The organism is Polaromonas sp. (genome assembly GCF_029945685.1).
Lineage (GTDB): Bacteria > Pseudomonadota > Gammaproteobacteria > Burkholderiales > Burkholderiaceae_C > Polaromonas.
In genome coordinates this window covers 1-16,486 of record NZ_JAQSDA010000025.1, presented here as the reverse complement: position 1 = coordinate 16,486, position 16,486 = coordinate 1, and the positions used below count along the sequence as shown (strand labels likewise).

At 63.5% G+C, this 16,486-nt stretch carries 16 protein-coding genes; 5 read left to right on the top strand and 11 right to left on the bottom strand.

Going from position 1 to position 16,486, the window contains the following annotated elements; all coding sequences use genetic code 11:
• Nucleotides 1-277 precede the first annotated feature (277 nt).
• A complete protein-coding gene (locus PSV26_RS15845; RefSeq protein WP_300516618.1) occupies nt 278-451 on the top strand; it encodes a hypothetical protein in 174 nt (57 codons plus the stop codon).
• Between the two features lie 96 nt (nt 452-547).
• Here the strand turns inward: PSV26_RS15845 and PSV26_RS15840 are convergent, their stop codons facing one another.
• A complete protein-coding gene (locus tag PSV26_RS15840) occupies nt 548-934 on the bottom strand; it encodes an energy transducer TonB (RefSeq protein ID WP_300572079.1) in 387 nt (128 codons plus the stop codon).
• On the bottom strand, nt 934-2,124 hold the full coding sequence (locus tag PSV26_RS15835; protein WP_300572681.1) for a PLP-dependent aminotransferase family protein: 1,191 nt from the start codon (nt 2,122-2,124) through the stop codon (nt 934-936). Before PSV26_RS15835 ends, PSV26_RS15840 begins: the two co-directional genes overlap by 1 nt.
• A gap of 133 nt (nt 2,125-2,257) precedes the next feature.
• Between PSV26_RS15835 and PSV26_RS15830 the strand changes: the two genes are divergently transcribed.
• Genes PSV26_RS15830 through PSV26_RS15820 form a run of 3 tightly spaced genes read left to right on the top strand, consistent with a single transcriptional unit; the run spans nt 2,258 to nt 3,960 of the window.
• Nucleotides 2,258-2,674, top strand: a complete 417-nt coding sequence (locus PSV26_RS15830; RefSeq protein WP_300516611.1) for a hypothetical protein — start codon at nt 2,258-2,260, stop codon at nt 2,672-2,674.
• A 9-nt stretch (nt 2,675-2,683) separates the two neighbouring features.
• A complete protein-coding gene (locus tag PSV26_RS15825; protein ID WP_300572077.1) occupies nt 2,684-3,439 on the top strand; it encodes a dienelactone hydrolase family protein in 756 nt (251 codons plus the stop codon).
• A complete protein-coding gene (locus tag PSV26_RS15820) occupies nt 3,436-3,960 on the top strand; it encodes an SRPBCC family protein (protein ID WP_300572075.1) in 525 nt (174 codons plus the stop codon). The genes PSV26_RS15825 and PSV26_RS15820 overlap by 4 nt, the downstream gene beginning before the upstream one ends.
• A 122-nt stretch (nt 3,961-4,082) precedes the next feature.
• Here PSV26_RS15820 and PSV26_RS15815 read toward each other — a convergent pair whose 3' ends face one another.
• The 3 genes from PSV26_RS15815 to PSV26_RS15805 all read right to left on the bottom strand — a co-directional run bounded on the left by PSV26_RS15815 (nt 4,083) and on the right by PSV26_RS15805 (nt 8,589).
• Complete coding sequence (locus PSV26_RS15815; protein WP_300572073.1) at nt 4,083-6,044, bottom strand: PAS domain S-box protein; 1,962 nt, start codon at nt 6,042-6,044, stop codon at nt 4,083-4,085.
• 207 nt (nt 6,045-6,251) lie between these two features.
• Nucleotides 6,252-7,952, bottom strand: coding sequence for a methyl-accepting chemotaxis protein (locus PSV26_RS15810; protein WP_300516602.1), 1,701 nt, complete (start codon nt 7,950-7,952; stop codon nt 6,252-6,254).
• 175 nt (nt 7,953-8,127) lie between these two features.
• A complete protein-coding gene (locus PSV26_RS15805; RefSeq protein ID WP_300572071.1) occupies nt 8,128-8,589 on the bottom strand; it encodes a cache domain-containing protein in 462 nt (153 codons plus the stop codon).
• Between the two features lie 325 nt (nt 8,590-8,914).
• Between PSV26_RS15805 and nth the strand changes: the two genes are divergently transcribed.
• Nucleotides 8,915-9,556, top strand: coding sequence for an endonuclease III (gene nth, locus PSV26_RS15800; protein WP_300516597.1), 642 nt, complete (start codon nt 8,915-8,917; stop codon nt 9,554-9,556).
• Between the two features lie 179 nt (nt 9,557-9,735).
• Here the strand turns inward: nth and PSV26_RS15795 are convergent, their stop codons facing one another.
• The 6 genes from PSV26_RS15795 to PSV26_RS15770 all read right to left on the bottom strand — a co-directional run bounded on the left by PSV26_RS15795 (nt 9,736) and on the right by PSV26_RS15770 (nt 16,322).
• Nucleotides 9,736-11,013, bottom strand: coding sequence for a TRAP transporter large permease (locus PSV26_RS15795; protein ID WP_300516594.1), 1,278 nt, complete (start codon nt 11,011-11,013; stop codon nt 9,736-9,738).
• The gene (locus tag PSV26_RS15790; RefSeq protein ID WP_300516591.1) at nt 11,010-11,501 is read right to left on the bottom strand and encodes a TRAP transporter small permease; all 492 of its coding nucleotides are present in this window, start codon (nt 11,499-11,501) and stop codon (nt 11,010-11,012) included. Before PSV26_RS15790 ends, PSV26_RS15795 begins: the two co-directional genes overlap by 4 nt.
• A gap of 86 nt (nt 11,502-11,587) precedes the next feature.
• Nucleotides 11,588-12,598 carry a TRAP transporter substrate-binding protein gene (locus PSV26_RS15785; RefSeq protein WP_300516588.1) on the bottom strand — a complete coding sequence of 337 codons (1,011 nt, stop codon included), beginning with the start codon at nt 12,596-12,598 and terminating at the stop codon, nt 11,588-11,590.
• Nucleotides 12,599-12,840: 242 nt separating this feature from the next.
• Nucleotides 12,841-13,704, bottom strand: coding sequence for a CoA ester lyase (locus tag PSV26_RS15780; RefSeq protein WP_300572069.1), 864 nt, complete (start codon nt 13,702-13,704; stop codon nt 12,841-12,843).
• Nucleotides 13,701-15,065: an MmgE/PrpD family protein gene (locus PSV26_RS15775; protein WP_300572067.1), complete on the bottom strand. Its 1,365-nt coding sequence runs from the start codon at nt 15,063-15,065 to the stop codon at nt 13,701-13,703. Before PSV26_RS15775 ends, PSV26_RS15780 begins: the two co-directional genes overlap by 4 nt.
• Before the next feature lie 66 nt (nt 15,066-15,131).
• Nucleotides 15,132-16,322 (bottom strand): CaiB/BaiF CoA-transferase family protein, encoded by a 1,191-nt coding sequence (locus PSV26_RS15770; RefSeq protein ID WP_300572066.1) that lies wholly within the window; start codon nt 16,320-16,322, stop codon nt 15,132-15,134.
• Nucleotides 16,323-16,486 lie beyond the last annotated feature (164 nt).

Below are 16,486 nucleotides of genomic sequence, written 5' to 3'. Positions count from 1 at the left end.
GCGCAAGCAGCTTCTACTTTGATAGCAATTGACACCAGCCAGCCGATGGGCTGCGCGGCTTCTGTTGCATTTTTTCGCCGCTTTTATCGGTATTTTTTTGCCACGGTTGCCGGCGCGTGGTTTGAGTGGGCCGGCGCTCTTGAGGTTCGGCGTGACGTGGGACCTCTCCCACAGGAGCTCAGGTGTTGCGGGGGTAGTGCCGCGCTTGCCGCGCATGCACTGAAGAGGTCCAGGTCTACTCAGGGCCTGAATTTCCAACTACCACCACAGGACCCCCATGACAGACCCACGCAACATTGCCCCGGACAAAAAAGTTCAGCAGAAAAAGAAACACCGCGGCGAAGAGATCGCTCCCGGCGCAGAACATGGCGTTCAGCCCGGCAAGAAACCACATCTCGAAACCACGGACAAACCCGACACCAACGCAGAGACGGCTGACAAGGACGAATAACTTCCGGGCTGAGCAACGGGGCCCGGCCCTGTCAAGACAAAAAGCCTGCTACGTCGCCGTAGCTGGCTTTTTTTCTATTGCAGCGGCTGAACGCCTCTAGTCCTGCAACACGAAGCTCACTGGAATCTGCACCAGGCTGTCCACCGGCGCCCCGCTTTGGTCCCGCGCCGGAACAAACTTCGCGTCGCGCAAGTAGTGCAACGCCGCTTCGTCGAGCAACACATACCCCGAGCTGGAGCGCACCTGGGCGTCGGTGACGACACCGCTGGCCAGCACCCTCAAACTGACCATCACCAGGCCCTCTTGCTCCAGGCGTTTGGCCCTCGCCGGATATTCCGGCGACAAAGGCTTTTCGGGTCGGGCGTTGGCAGCCAGGGATGGCATCGCACTGGAAGGGTCGTTTGCGCCTGTCACCGGCTGAGCCTGCACCATCGCTGCCGCGGCGGCGACAAGGACTGCCGCGAAGGCAAGCGCCTTCTTCATCACGCAATCGCCTGCTTGAGCCGCTGCATTCCTTCGTTGATTTTTGCGACGTCCGCAGTAGCGAAACTAAGCCTGAAGGTCGCCATGTCCGGATTCCCAGCATAAAACGGCGCCCCCGGCACAAAGGCGACGCCCTGCTCGATCGCCTTCTTCGCAAACTCGCCGGCGTCTTTGGCCTTGCCGCCTGCGCCCGTGAGCCGGGCCCAGAAGAACAGGCCGCCCTGCGGTTGCGTGAACTCGACCGCGTCACCCAGTTCACGTTTGAGCGCGGCGCCCATGGCCACGGCGCGTTCGCCGTACACCTTGCGCACGCGGGCCAGGGTGGCGGGCATGCGGCCGGCTTTCAGGTATTGCGCGGCCGTCGCCTGGGCAAAGGTGCTGGTGTGGGCGTCGCTGAACTGTTTGCACATGGTCGCCTTGGCCAGCAGTTCGGCGGGGCCGATCATCCAGCCCACGCGCAGGCCAGGGCTCAAGACTTTGCTCATGCTGCCGCAGTGGGCGATCAGTTCGCGGCTGCCGGGCACGTCTTTGCTCAAGCTCAGGATGCTGGGGGGCGGCGCTTCGTTGAAGTAGAGGTCGCCGTACGGGTCGTCCTCGACGATCAGGGTGTTGTACTTGACGGCCAGGGCCAGCACCTTCTTGCGGCGCTCCAGGCTCAGCATGGCGCCGCTGGGGTTGCCGAAGGTGGGAATCAAATACACAAACTTCGGTCTATGTTCGGCCATGAGTTTTTCCAGCGCGTCGGTGTCCACGCCGTTGGCGTCCACCGGGGCGCTGACCAGGTCGGCACCGTAAAGCCTGAAACACTGGATGGTGGCCAGAAAGGTCGGGCCTTCCACAATCACCTTGTCGCCGGGGTCGATCATGGTTTTGCCCAGCAGGTCCAGCGCCTGCTGGCTGCCGGTGGTGACGATCAGACCGTCGGGAGCCACGCTCACGTCCTTGCTGCCCATGAAGGCAGCGAGCTGTTCGCGCAGTGGGGTGTAGCCTTCGGTGGCGCCGTATTGCAGCGCGGCCCCGGGCTCTTCCGTCAACGCCAGATTGACGGCCTCCTGGATGCCGGCCACGTCGAACATGGCGCTGTCGGGAAAGCCGCCGGCAAAGCTGATGATGCCGGGCTTGCCCAGCAGCTTGAACAGTTCGCGGATGGCGGAGGTTTCAACGTTGTTGAGGCGGTCGGCAAATGGCAGGGGCATGGTGGTCTCTCTTTCTGCTGTGCATTGTCGCCAATTTGGGCGCCGCCTTCCTGCTTGGGGGCGGGCAACGGTGCCGCGCGGGGTCTGCCTGCTTTGCAGCCGGGCAAGGCGGCGGCAGAATGGAGGCATGATCACACCTGCCTTCTTCATTGCCGCCAGTGCAGCCGTCCTTTTCGGGCTGGGCATGATGCACCTGGTTTTTACCTTCAAGGGGCCGAAATTCGACCCGCGCGACCCGGCGCTCAAGGCCAGGATGATGGCGGTCTCGCCGGTGATCAGCCGCGAGACGACGATGTGGCGGGCCTGGACAGGTTTTAACGCCAGCCATTCCTTCGGCGCCATGCTTTTCGGCGCGGTATGGGCTTACCTGGCACTGCTGCATCCGTTGTTTCTGTTCCAGTCATTTTTCCTGCTGGGGCTGGGTCTGCTGTTGCTGGTGGCCTATGTGGTGCTGGGCAAGGTGTACTGGTTCAGTATTCCTTTTCACGGCATTTTGCTGGCCACGGTGCTCTATGGCCTGGGGCTGCTGGCTTATTTTGTTTGAGGCGCATCCATGATTGAGCAACACATTGACATCTCCGGCGCCGATGGCGCCATGAACAGTTTTGTGGTGTACCCCGAAGAAGGCGGGCCACACCCGGTGGTGCTGTTTTACATGGACGCGCCCGGCAAGCGGGAGGAACTGCACGACATGGCGCGGCGTATTGCCGCGGTCGGCTATTACGTGGTACTGCCCAACCTGTATTACCGGCGCTCGCGCGATTTCTGGCTGACCGAACGCACAGAGCCGGCGATGGCCGTGATGTTTGAACACATGAACTCGCTCACCAACGCCATGGTGGTGCGCGACACCGAGGCCATGCTGCGTTTTGTAGACACGCAGCCAGAGGCCGACGCCAGCCGCGTGGGCGCGGTGGGCTACTGCATGAGCGGCCCGTTCGTGATGGCGGCCGCCGCTGCCCTGCCCGACCGCATCAGCGGCATTGCCTGCATTCACGGCGCCAACCTGGTGACCGAGCGCGACGACTCCCCGCACCGGATGGCGCCGATGATCCGCTGCGAAAGCTACTTTGCCTGCGCCGAAACCGACCGCTGGGCACCGCCCGAGATCGTGCAGGCGCTGCAGCAAGCGCTGGTCGCCGGCGGCACGCCCCACCGCATTGAGTGGTACCCGGGCACCGAGCACGGTTTTGTTTTTCCCCGGCGGGCCGGCATTTACCACCAGTCAGCCGCCGAGCGGCACTGGGAGCGGCTGTTTGACCTGTTCAGGCGCACGCTGCAGCTCAACAACGCAAGGAGTGACGCATGAACATTGTGAACGTCCACCAGCGGCGGCTGGAAGCCACGCCGGCGCAGGTGGCCCTGCTGATGGCATCGCTGGGCTCGCAGGCCGACCGCGTGTGGCCACCTGATTGGCCGCGCATGACGCTCGACCGGCCACTGGCTGTGGGCGCTGCGGGCGGGCACGGACCCATTCGCTACTTTGTGACGGCCTACACGCCGGGCGAGTCGGTTCGCTTCCAGTTCACCGAGCCCGAGGGCTTCAGGGGCTGGCACAGCTTCACGGTGCTGGGCGCCACTGCAGAAGACTGCGTGCTGGAGCACCGCATTGAAATGGAAACCCAGGGCCGCGCCACCCTGATCTGGGAACTGGCAATTCGTCACCTGCACAACGCCTGCGTGGAGGACGCGCTGTCCCAGGCTCAGCGTGCCGTCGGCAACACGCCGCTGGTGGTGCCCTGGCCGGCGCGCGTGCGGGTATTGCGCTGGCTGCTGTCGGCCGGCAAGGCCAGGCCGCAAACCCTGCAGGGCGATGCCCGCGTCCGCTGACATGTTTGCCCAGGGCCAGCACCTTCTCAGCCTGCAGCCTTTCAGCGCCATGCTGAACCCAAAGCTGCACGCTTTTGCCGCCGGCTCGGTACCAGGTAACCCGGTGCCGTCAGCGCTGAAGATCAACCAGGGCCTGTCTGCGTGGCGCTGTCGGTGCCGCCGCTCGCCACAACCGCGCTGCCTGGCAGGGTAAAGAAAAAAGTGGCCCCGCGCTCCGGCGCCGCCTCGGCCCACAGGCGGCCGCCGTGCCGCGCAATCACGCGGCTGACGGTGGCCAGGCCAATACCCATGCCGGGAAACTCCGTGACGCCGTGCAAACGCTGGAACGGAGTAAACAGCTTGTTGACATAGGCCATGTCGAAGCCGGCACCGTTGTCGCTGACAAAAAACACCGGCAGACCGTCCGCGCCGGGTTTGTGGCCGACAGTGATTTCGGCCAGGGCCTTTTTCGAGGTGAACTTCCAGGCATTTTCCAGCAGATTTTCCATCGCCGCCCGCAGGAGCCGGGCGTCGCCACGGCTCTGCAGGCCCTTTTCAACCTGCACCACCACATGACGCCCCGGCTCGCGTACCTGCCAATCGTCCAGAATGGCGCGAGCCATGACGGACAGGTCCACCGGCGCGCCGCCCAGCAAGGCACGTGAGACCTCGGCGAGCGAAAGCAGACCGTCGATCAATTGCCCCATTTGCTGCGTGCCGGCCTGGATGCGCGCCAGGTAATGCTCCCCTTGCGCGTCCAGGGTGCCGGCTACTTTTCCGGCCAGCAAATGGCTGAAGCCGTTGATGGAATTGAGCGGCGAGCGAAGGTCATGGGAGACCGAATACGAAAAGGCCTCGAGGTCGTGGTTCGAAACTCGCAAGGCGGCTTCGGCTGCCTTGATTTCAGTGATGTCCTGCAACACGCCAAAAAGTCGCACCACCGTGCCGTCCTGCAGGATGGCCTGCCCCTGCGTCCGAATCCAGATGCGCCTGCCTTTGGCCGTGAGAAGCGGGAGATCCAGGTCCCACGAAGCGCCGTGCTGCAGGGCAGCGTCTACCGCGGCGCGAATCGCGGGCTGCGCTTCAGCGGCGTAAAAGCCGAGAAGACCCTCCAGGGTGATGGCCGCCGAGGGGTCAATCTCATGGATGCGGTAAATCTCGTCGGAGCAATAGGTTGCCGTGGACGCCATCACCACCTCCCAGCCGCCCACCTTGGCCAACGCTCCGGTGCGGTTGAGCAGTTCAAGACTGCGGGCAATCAGTCCTTCGGAACGCTTGCGGCTGGAGATCTCCCTGATCAAACCGGTACGCCGGCGAGCCGGCGATTCCTCCCCCTGGCCCTCACCTTCGATCCAGCCGAGCAGATGGATCCAGCGTTCTCCACCCGAACCCGTGATCACCCGGAACTCGGCATCAAGCGGCGATGCGGCCTGGACGGCTGCGTCACGTGCAGCAGCGAAAGCCTGGCGGTCACCGGGGTGGATCAGCCGGAGCAGCCCGTCATAGGAAGCGTCCAGCAGCGAACGCTCCACACCAAGCACGTCACAGGCCTGATCGCACCACCACATCAGGTTGGTGTCGAGATCAATCTGCCAGTAGCCAATGCGTGCAAGGCGCTGCGCCGCCTGCAGGCGGCGCTGGCTTTCGCGCAGGCGGGCGTCATTGTCGGCCTGCTCCCGCTGAAGACGGTCGAGTTCGGTGATGTCGCGAACGATGGTCGTGTAAAGCTTGCCCTCGGCTGTCTGGAGCACGGAGATCGAGGCGTCGAGGGGAAACTCCTCGCCATTGCGACGCAGGCCATGGATGACCCGGCGCCCGCCCATGCGCCGGGAAGTCACGCCGGTGTTGCCGAAACGCTCGACGTTCTGGGCATGACCCGCGCGAAAACGCTCGGGCATCAGCTTCTCGAGGGGCTGCAGCAACACCTCTTGCCGCGACCAGCCGAAGACCTGTTCCGCCGCATGGTTGTACATGACGATCCGCTGCTGCTCGTCCACGGTGATGATGGCGTCCATGGCGGATTCCAGCAAACCCGCCAGCAGGGCCGCTGCCCCGCCAGGTGTGCTGCCGCCGGGATCCAGGGGGTCGGTCGAAGAGGAAGGCATGGTTCTTTCTGGAAGCCGGTCAAGCGCGCTCGACCCCCCGGACCATGCCCTGGAAGGCCCGCTGCTCGCCAACCGGCTGATCAATATGCATACATAGTTTCCGATCGGTACCCCGACCGGGACTTGATCGGTGTCAATATTCCATCAACCACCGGTCTCCCCGCAGGAAGAAATACTCCTTGCGGAGGAGAATCTCGCGCTGATGGCTTAAAAGGTTTCCCAGCTGCCCCCGGCTGCTGCCATCTGGCCTGCCGGCCCGGCAATGGCCGGCTTGGCCTTGGGCGGCTGTTGGGGCGAGGCTTTCCGGTTGGAAGGTTTCGCAGAGGCAGCGCGCTGCGGTGGCGCCACCTGGTTCAGCTGCTCCTGATCCAGCCTGAACACACTGACCACCTGGCTGAGCCCGCTGGCCTGCTCCTGCAGCGAGGACGCTGCAGCAGCGGCTTCTTCCACCAGCGCAGCGTTTTGCTGCGTCACCTGGTCCATCTGCGTGATCGCCTGGTTGATCTGCTCTATTCCCGCCGTCTGCTCCTGGCTGGCCGCCGTGATCTCGGCCATGATGTCGGTCACGCGTTTGACGCTGTCCACAATCTCGTCCATGGTCTTGCCGGCCTCGGCCACCTGTTTGCTGCCTTCCTCGACCTTGTCGACGGAGTCGCCGATCAGGGTCTTGATTTCCTTGGCCGCTGCCGCACTTCTCTGGGCCAGGTTTCGGACTTCTGCGGCCACCACGGCAAAACCTCTTCCCTGCTCGCCGGCCCGGGCCGCTTCAACGGCGGCGTTCAGGGCCAGGATGTTGGTCTGGAAGGCAATGCCGTCGATCACGCCGATGATGTCGACGATCTTTCTGGAAGAAGCATTGATGGCGCCCATGGTGCCGACCACCTCGGCGACCACGCTGCCGCCCTTGACGGCCACGCTGGAGGCGGTGACGGCCAGCTGGTTGGCCTGGCGGGCGTTGTCGGCATTCTGTTTGACGGTGCTGGTCAACTCTTCCATCGACGCCGCCGTCTCCTCAAGCGAGCTGGCCTGCTCTTCGGTGCGCGAGGACAGGTCGTGGTTGCCGGCGGCGATCTGGCTGGATGCGGTCGCTATGGTGTCGGTACCGCTGCGGACGTTGCCGACGACCTTGGCCAGGCTGTCGTTCATGTCTTTCAGGGCCTGCATGAGATCGCTGACTTCATCCTGGCCGGTCACCTTGACCCGCGATGTCAGGTCGCCGCCAGCCACGGCTTGCGCCAGCAACAGGGCTTGGCGCAGCGGATGGATGATGCTTCGGGTAAAGACCCAGGCCAGCACGGCGCCGATGGTCAGTGCGGCCAGGCCCAGACCAAACAGCAGAATCGTCAACTGCTTTCCGGCGGCGACGGCTTCTTCCATTGTTGCGTTGACGTTGGCATGCTCCAGTTCAACCATCTTGTTGATCTCGGTCATCGCTTTCTGGTGCGCCGGTTCAATGCGGCCAGCAATGATTTTTGCCGCGCCTTCGGGATCGAACGCCAGGGCCTGTGCGACAGCCTCGGCGAAAGGGGCCTCGATATCCTTGTCGAGTCGCGCAATCTCTGCCACGAGTTTCTTTTCGGTTTCAGAAAGGTCGGTGGCCAGCAGCTTGTCGCGTGCCTGCGCGGAACGCTTGCGCTCGGCCTTGCCCCGCGCCTCCTGCATCTGCATGGCGCCGACGTCTGACTGGAGGGCGATGTTGCGTATGGCGATCCCGCCTTCGAGCAGGGCGCTGCGCATGGTGACGGCCAATGCACTTCTCGCATTGGCTTTCTCCAGCCCCTCGATCAATGCAGTCCTGTTTTTCAGGCCGACCCAGGTGTTGATAACGAGCACCAGCACAAGAATCATCAGGATGATGCCGAACCCGATTCCAAGACGCGCCCCGATACGCAAACTACGTAAATTCATGATCACTCCAAAACTAACGCACTGTTGATTCCTGGGAAAGCAGGCATGCAACCCCAAAGGAGCGGTTGCGATCAACCCCTCCTCTCCATGTCAATTCACCAAAAAAGCCGGTGCCGCCGCATGCCGGACGCCGCCCTCCGGTGGCAGGGCGCCGGGCATGCGACCCGGTGGGTTCTTACTTGTAGATGCCGCCCATGAAGATCATGTCGTCGACCTTTTCCACGTAGGACGACTTTGGTTCCACGGCCTTGGTGATGGGATTGGGCCATTTGTAATCGACCCAGCCCTTGCCCTTGCCGCCGGCAACTTCGACAAAACCCTTGACGAAATACTTGCCGTCGACATCCTTGAGTTCGATGAGGTTCTTGTCGATGAGCTTGGCGTTCGCGCCATGAGCCAGCACCTTGCCGCTCATGTCCAGAACGGTGATGTACAGATCGCGGTCCTTGAACTGGCCGCTGGGATTGTTGATTTCCGCGAAGGCTTTTTCCTTGCCGTTGGCTTTCATGTACGCGGCCGCCTTCTTGACGAGCGCGGTGGCTTCTTCGGCCGACCCCTTGTCGGCGGTGGCCATGGCACCCATGTTGAATGACAGCGCCAACACGGCGACCACGATTCCTTGAAACAATTTTTTCATGATGAAATTTCCTTGATATCTTAAAAATCCGGGCTGCCGGACCACTCGTAAAACCCATTTCCCCGTGCGCTGCAGGCCATCACCAGGAGATCCCCCTCGTCTGCCTTGTCCCGACAAGAGCTCTGCTCCTGACTGTTTCTGTACGCAGCCACCCCACCTGACTACCTGACAGCTTGTTCTCTGCTGACTCCCTGCATTACGGCAATCCTTCGGGAATATGTAGGCACCCAAGGGTTTTTACTTAGGACGTCCCGCTCTGCCGGCCTGCCCGGCCGGATGGACGCCACGGGCCAGCGTCACCGAGGCAAGCCATACACTGCAGGGCATGAAAACCGTCGACATTGCCCCTTTTTTTGCCACGCTCAAAGCCGCCAACCCCCTGCCGGTGACCGAACTGGAATACAGCAGCGTGTTCGAGCTGCTGGCGGCCGTGCTGCTGAGCGCCCAGGCCACCGACGTGAGCGTGAACAAGGCCACACGCAAACTTTTCCCGGTGGCCAACACGCCGCAGAAGATCCTGGAGCTGGGCCAGGACGGGCTGGAGGGCTACATCAAGACCATCGGGCTGTACCGCAGCAAGGCCAGACACCTGATGCATGCCTGCCGCATGCTGGTGGACCAACACGGCGGCCAGGTGCCGCGCAGCCGCGAGGCACTGCAGGCCCTGCCCGGCGTGGGCCGCAAGACGGCCAACGTGGTGCTCAACTCGGCGTTCGGCGAAGCGACCATGGCGGTGGACACGCATATCTTCCGCATGGGAAACCGCACCGGGCTGGCGCCGGGCAAGACGCCACTGGAAGTCGAGCTGAAACTGCTCAAGCGCATTCCGCCCGAGTATCTTGTGGACGCGCACCACTGGCTGATCCTGCACGGGCGTTATGTGTGCCTGGCGCGCAAGCCGCTGTGCTGGCAGTGCGCGGTGGCGCCGTATTGCGACTACACGCCGAAGACGCCGCAGCCGGGCTGAGGCCGGGTGGCCGTTGCGGGCACCCGGCCGGGGCAGAACATCCAGCGGATTTACTCCTGTTTTTATAGCTGTTCGCGCTTATCCCGACTGGGCTGGAGGCCAATTTGATATCAAGCTTCCATGAAAAACGCCGCCCGTGGGGGCGGCGCTCATCGGTTCACCGGCAGGCCGGGCGCGCCCTAGAACAGCATGTTGGGCAGGAACAGGGTGATGGCCGGCACGTAGGTGATGATCATCAGGAACAGCAACAGCACCAGCGTCCACGGCAGGGCCGCGCGCGCCACACCGAGAATGGACATTTTGGTGATGCCCGCAGTGACAAACAGGTTCAGCCCCACCGGCGGCGTCACCATGCCTATCTCCAGGTTCACCACCATGATGATGCCCAGGTGAACGGGATCGATGCCCAGCCTTGTGGCAATGGGAAACAGGATGGGCGCCATGATCAGGATGATGCCGGTCGGCTCCATGAACATGCCGGCAATCAGCAGCAGGATGTTGACCACCACGAGGAACTGCCAGGCCGGCATGCCCCAGCTGATGATGGTTTCGGCAATGGTCTGCGGAATGCGTTCGGTCGTCAGCACATGCGCAAACAGCAGCGCATTGGCCACGATGAACATGAGCATGATGGTGACCTTGCCGGAATCCAGCAGCACCCTGGGCACCTCTTTCATGCCGATGTCGCGGTAGACAAACACGGCAATGAAAAAGGCGTAGATCGCGGCCACGGCCGCAGCTTCGGTTGGCGTGAAGATGCCGCCGTAGATACCACCCAGAATGATGACGATCAGCAGCAGGCCCCAGAGCGAGTCACGGCCGGCCTTCAGGATCTCGACCAGGGGCGCGCGCGGCTGGCGCGGCAAATTCAGCATGCGGGCCCGCACGTAAATGGCCAGCATCAGCATCAGCCCGAGCAGGAGGCCCGGTATGACGCCGGCCATGAAGAGCTTGCCGACGGAAGTCTCGGTCGCGGCGCCGTAAACCACCATCACGATGGAAGGCGGGATCAGGATGCCGAGCGTGCCTGCGTTGCAGATGACCCCCGCTGCAAAATTCTGCGGATAACCGGCCTTGACCATGCCGGCAATCACGATGGCCCCGACGGCGACCACCGTGGCTGGCGAGGAGCCCGACACTGCGGCGAACAACATGCAGGCCAGCACCGACGCCATGGCCAGGCCACCCCGAAAGTGCCCGATGCAGGCATTGGCGAAACGAATCATGCGCCGCGCCACCCCGCCCGTCGTCATGAAGTTGCCGCCGAGAATGAAAAACGGAATGGCCAGCAGGGTGTACAGCTCGGAGGTCTCGAACAGCTTGAGCGTCAGTGAGGCCAGAGAGTCCTGTGCAAATACCAGAATGGTCAGGAGGGACGACAGGCCGAGCGCCACCGCGATCGGCATGCCCAGTGCCATGAAGACCAGCAGCAGGATAAACAGTGTGGCAATGGTCATGAACGCACCTCGCCGACGGCCGGTTCTTCCTGAAGCTTGAGCGCATCCTTGGCTTCGTCACCGAGCAGGTGCACTTCCTGGCCGGTGGCCAGCCGCCACAGCACCTGCGCAAAGCGGAAGGCCAGCAGCAGGAAACCCAGTGGCAGGATGATGCGGGGTATCCAGGTCTGGATGGGAATGTCCTGCATCAGGATGCCGACACTGTAAATTTTGTAGACATACTGGTAGCTTCCGAAAGCCACGATCAGGGCGTACGCGATGCAAAGCGAGGCGGCAATCGACTCGACCACGCGGGCCGGGCGTTTGCCCAGCAACTTGACCGCCGCATCGACGCCGATGTGGGCACCGACACGCACGCCGTAAGACATGCCCACAAAGATCAGCCACGCAAACATGACGCCGGTGAGTTCCAGCGCCCAGACAAAGCTGTAGTTGAAAACGTAACGTGCAATCACCTGCATGAAGGTGACCAGGGTCATTGCCGCCATCAGGAAGGTGATCAGACCCTCCTCCAAATGTTCCAGCCAGCGCATAGATGTACAAAGGGCCCGCCTGGCGGGCCCTTTCCTTGTGGTTACTTGTTGGACTTCAGGGCACCGTCGATCAGGTCACGCCCGATGTCGCCTTCGAACTTCTTCCACACCGGCTCCATGGACTTGCGCCAGGCAGCCACGTCGTCCTTGGACAGCTTCTGGATCTTGGCCTTGCCCGCGTCGGCAATCTTTTTGCGGTCGGCTTCATTGATGTCCAGCGCCAGCTTGTTGGCGTACGCGGTGGCTTCGGTCATGGCTTCGGTCAGGCCCTTGCGCACGTCAGCCGGCAGGCCGTCCCACCATTTGACATTGGTCACAACCATGTAGTCGATCACGCCGTGGTTGGTTTCGGCAATGGTCTTCTGCACTTCATGGAACTTCTGCGAGTAGATGTTGGACCAGGTGTTTTCCTGGCCATCGACCACGCCGGTCTGCAGGGCCTGGTAGACCTCGGCGAAAGCCATCTTCTGCGGGTTGGCACCGAGCGCACGGAACTGCGCTTCGAGCACGTCGGACGCCTGGATGCGGAACTTCAGGCCCTTGACATCGTCAGGGCGAACCAGCTTGTCCTTGTTGGTGGACAACTGCTTCATGCCGTTGTGCCAGTAGCCCAGGCCGAGCAGGCCACGACCCTTCATGGCCTCCAGCAAGGCCTTGCCCTGCGGGCCGGACTGGAAGCGGTCCACTGCCTCGATGTCGTCAAACAGGAAAGGCAGGTCGAAGACCTGGATCTTCTTGGTGTAGCGGTCAAACTTGGACAGCGAAGGCGCGATGAACTGCACGTCGCCGAGCAGCAGCGCCTCGAGTTCCTTGGCATCACCGAACAGCTGCGAGCTGGGGAACACCTGCACCTGGACCTTGCCGGGGAGTTTTTTCTCGGCGAGCTCCTTGAACTTCAGCGCGCCCTGCCCCTTGGGCGTCTGCTCGGCCACCACGTGGCTGAACTTGATGACGATGGGCGCCTGGGCCGAAGCGGCGAACGGCAGAGCCAGCGCACCGGCAGCAAGGGCCGTGGCAAGAAGGGTGCGGCGCAAACGATGGATGGTTTTCATGATGTCTCCTGGTTAAAAAAAGAGTGCGAATTGGGCATCCGTCTGTGTGGGAATATAGACTTGTCAGCGCTCAATCGCCATACGTACAAACCGATGCCCGGGCATGGTTTTGCAGCAGGGTCGGGCCGGATCTCCCCTCTGGGGAAATGCCATCTTGTCGCAGATGGGGGTAAGGGCTCCATCTTGCGGCGAATGGCTCCGGAAAACATTCGGACAAACCCTTCTCAGGCATGTTCCGCACTTCAGTGCCCATGGCCTGCACGGGCCAATGTGCGCTGCGCCAGCAGCAGCACCGGCATGTCCACCATGCGGCCATCCAGGCTGACCACACCACCGCCTGCGGCCTCGCTGGCAGCCAGCACGCGCCGCGCCCAGTCGATGTCGGACGGACTGGGGGTGAAGGCCGCATTGACCGCCGCCACCTGCGAGGGATGAATACACAGCTTGGCACCGAAGCCGCCGCGGCGGCTGCGCAGCAGATCGTGCGCAAGCTGAGCCGCGTCCTGCGTGTCGGCGCTCACCCCGTCGATCGGCGAGGGCAGCTGCGCGCGGCGCGTGGCCAGCAGCAAGGCAAGACGCACCGCCGTCAGCTCAGCCTCGTCCGGACCGCAGGCCAGGCCGGCGTCGGCCTGGAAGTCGATGTTGCCAAAGGCCAGCCGCAGCACCTGGGGGCAACGCGCGAGGGTATCGGCGGCATCGAGACCGGCGACTGATTCGATCAACGGAACCAGCGCACACGCCGGGCCGAGTACCGCCGCCACGTGCGAGAGCTGGGCTGCATGTTCCGCCTTGGGCAGCACCACACCGGCTACACCCGACCCAACCAGCGCGCCCAGCAGGTTCAGGTCGTCGCCGTGCCAGGTGGTGTTTCCCGCATTGACACGCACCATCACGCGCGCGCGCCCTTGCGCTGCAAGGCCCGGCCAGGCCTGCGCCAACCCTTGCCGCGCCTGCACCTTTTCGCCGGGGGCCACCGCGTCTTCGAGGTCGATGATGACGGCGTCCGCCCCCGAGGCCAGCGCCTTGGCAAAGCGCTCGGGCCGGGTGGCCGGCACGAACAGAAAGGAGCGGGCCAGCGCCAATGGCTGGCTGGCGGACTCGATCATGCCTTGCCTTCGAGCAGCGGGCCCACACGCGGCCATGACGCAACCTGCCACAGGGCATCGACCGCCGACCGCATATCGCCCGGCGTTGCGCCGCCGCTGAAGGCGGCCAGCCGCAGGGCTTTGGCGGTGATCTCTTCACGGCTCAGGGTGTTCCCGGGGTCGCCCTTGGGTTCGTCCACCCTGCCTTGCAGCACGCGGCCATCTAGCGTGGTGACAGTGACCTTGCCAATCCAGCGCTGCGGATAGGCCGCGTCCACTTCGGCGTCCAGCAACATCGTGACCCGGTCACGCAGGACCGTGGTGGCGTCTTCGCGGAAATGTCTGTCGAACTCGACCAGACCGGCGTGGCCGAAACGTGCGACCAGCGCCAGCACCGTGCCCATGGAGAACTTGCTCTGGTGCACCGTGGCCGGGTCCAGCACCGGGCCCAGCACATCGATGGCGCCCTGGTGCACATGGGTGACCACACTGGCGATGTCGGCGGGCGCCAGCTGGTGCGCCTGCATGACCTGCAGCAGCGCATCTGCCGCCGGGTGGGTGTGGCGGCAGGACGCGTGGTACTTGAACGAGGTCTCTGCGGTGGCCCAGCGAGCGCCCAGGCCGGCGGTCAGCCTGGCGGGATCGGCGTCGCTGGACATGCCGGCGGCCATGCCTTGCGGTCCTTCGAGGATCTGGGCCGCGCCAGTAAAACCGTCCAATGCGAGGCAGGCCGACATCAGGCCGGCGGCGGCAGCGTGCGCGGTGTGCAGCTGTTTGGAGTCGGCGGCCGTGCGCAAAAACTCCCAGAGCCCGGCCGACTGTGTGCCGGCCGAGCCGAAGGCATGCTGCATCTGCGCCGGACTCAGGCCCAGCAGGCTTCCCGCCGTGGCGGCCGCGGCCAGGGTGCCTGCCGTGCCGGTGGTGTGAAACACCTTGTAGTGCGAGCGACCCAGAAATTCGCCGACACGGATGCCCACCTCGTAACCGGCGACGGCGGCGGTGAGCATCTGCCGTCCGCTGCTACCGAACGTCTGCGCCATCGCCAGCGCCACCGGAAACACCACCGTGGCGGGGTGGAACACCGAACCGTTGTGCACGTCGTCCTGCTCGGCGACATGCGAGGCGGCGGCGTTGGCCATGGCGGCAAAGTAGGCGCTGGTCCGGCTGCGGTTGATCAGCACTTCGGCCTCGCCGCCGGTCGGCCCCATGCTGGCGGCAAAACGGGTGATGGTTTCCACCGGGCGCGAGCCCTTGCCTGCAATGGCCGAGCCAAACCAGTCCACCAGCAGGTCTTCGGCCTTGCGCACGACGGTCGCAGGAATGGCGTCGAAAGTCAGGCCAGCGGCGAAAGCGGCGAGTTGGGCGGTGGGGGTGTTGCTCATGGTGAGTCCGTATTTTTAATAAAATCAGGCGCCGGCCCTTATGGGTAAAGCGCAAGCAGCTATCAATTAAATAGCATCTGTCTGCTGCAGCGCGGCAACGGCGTCATCGTCCTGCCCCAGCTCGCGCAGGATGGCGCGGGTGTGCTGGCCGACGGCGGGGATGGGGTCCATGCGGTAGTCGAAGCTGTTGATGCGGCCCGGCGGCAGCAAGGCGGGAATGTCGCCAACCGGTGAAGCCACCTGGCGCCAGCGGTCGCGCGCCTTCAGCTGCGGATGCGCCCAGAGTTCGGCCATGCTGTTCATGCGGGCGTTGGCAATCTGCGCCCCGTCGAGCCGGGTGGTCACCTCGGCGGTGCTCATGCCTGCAAAGACCGCAAGGATGATGGCCTTGAGCGCATCGCGGTGTTCGTTGCGCCGCGCGTTGCTGTCAAAACGCGGATCGGTCGCCAGCGCAGGCTGCTGCAACACGAGCTTGCAGAAAACCACCCATTCGCGTTCGTTTTGCAGCCCGAGCATGACGGTGCCGCCGTCACCAGCCACAAACGGGCCGTAGGGATAAATGGTCGCGTGGGATGCCGCGCTGCGCGGCGGCGGTGTGGCACCGGCGTAGGCGTAATACATGGGGTAGCCCATCCACTCGGCCAGCGACTCGAGCATGGAGACGTCGATGTGCGAGCCCTGGCCGGTCTTGCCGCGTTGTAGCAGCGCGGCCAGGATGCTGCTGTAGGCATACATGCCGGCGGCAATGTCGGCCACCGAGTTGCCCGCCTTGCAGGGCTCGTCGGGTGTGCCGGTCACTGACAGGAAGCCGGCTTCGCTCTGGATCAGCAGGTCGTAGGCCTTCTTGTCGCGGTAAGGGCCGTCGTCACCATAGCCGGAGATGTCGCAGACGATCATTTTCGGGTTGGCGACGCGGAGATCGTCATAGCCCAGGCCCATGCGCGCGGCCGCACCCGGCGCGAGGTTCTGCACCAGCACGTCGGCGGTTTCCAGCAGCTGTTTGAGCACAGCCAGTGCGGCGGGTTGCTTCAGGTCCAGCGTCAGGCTTTCCTTGGAGCGGTTCACCCAGACAAAATGCGAGGCCATGCCATCGACTCGCTGGTCGTAGGCCCGCGCGAAGTCGCCGGCGCCGGGGCGTTCAACCTTGATCACGCGGGCGCCCAGGTCGGCGAGCTGGCGGGTGCAGAACGGCGCGGCGATGGCGTGTTCGAGGGAGATGACGGTGATGCCGTCGAGGGGTCTTGTTTGTGGAGTCATGGGTGTCCCCTCGAACCCCGGCTCGTTACAGCCGCGGTATTGATTTTGAAAGCATTCGGTTGGCGAGGCATGCCGGGGGTTGCCCGGCAGCAAGTAACTTTCTTTTGCGTCGCCAAAAGAAAGTCACCAAAGAAAAGGCGACCCGATGGTCCGGGTCCCCTGCG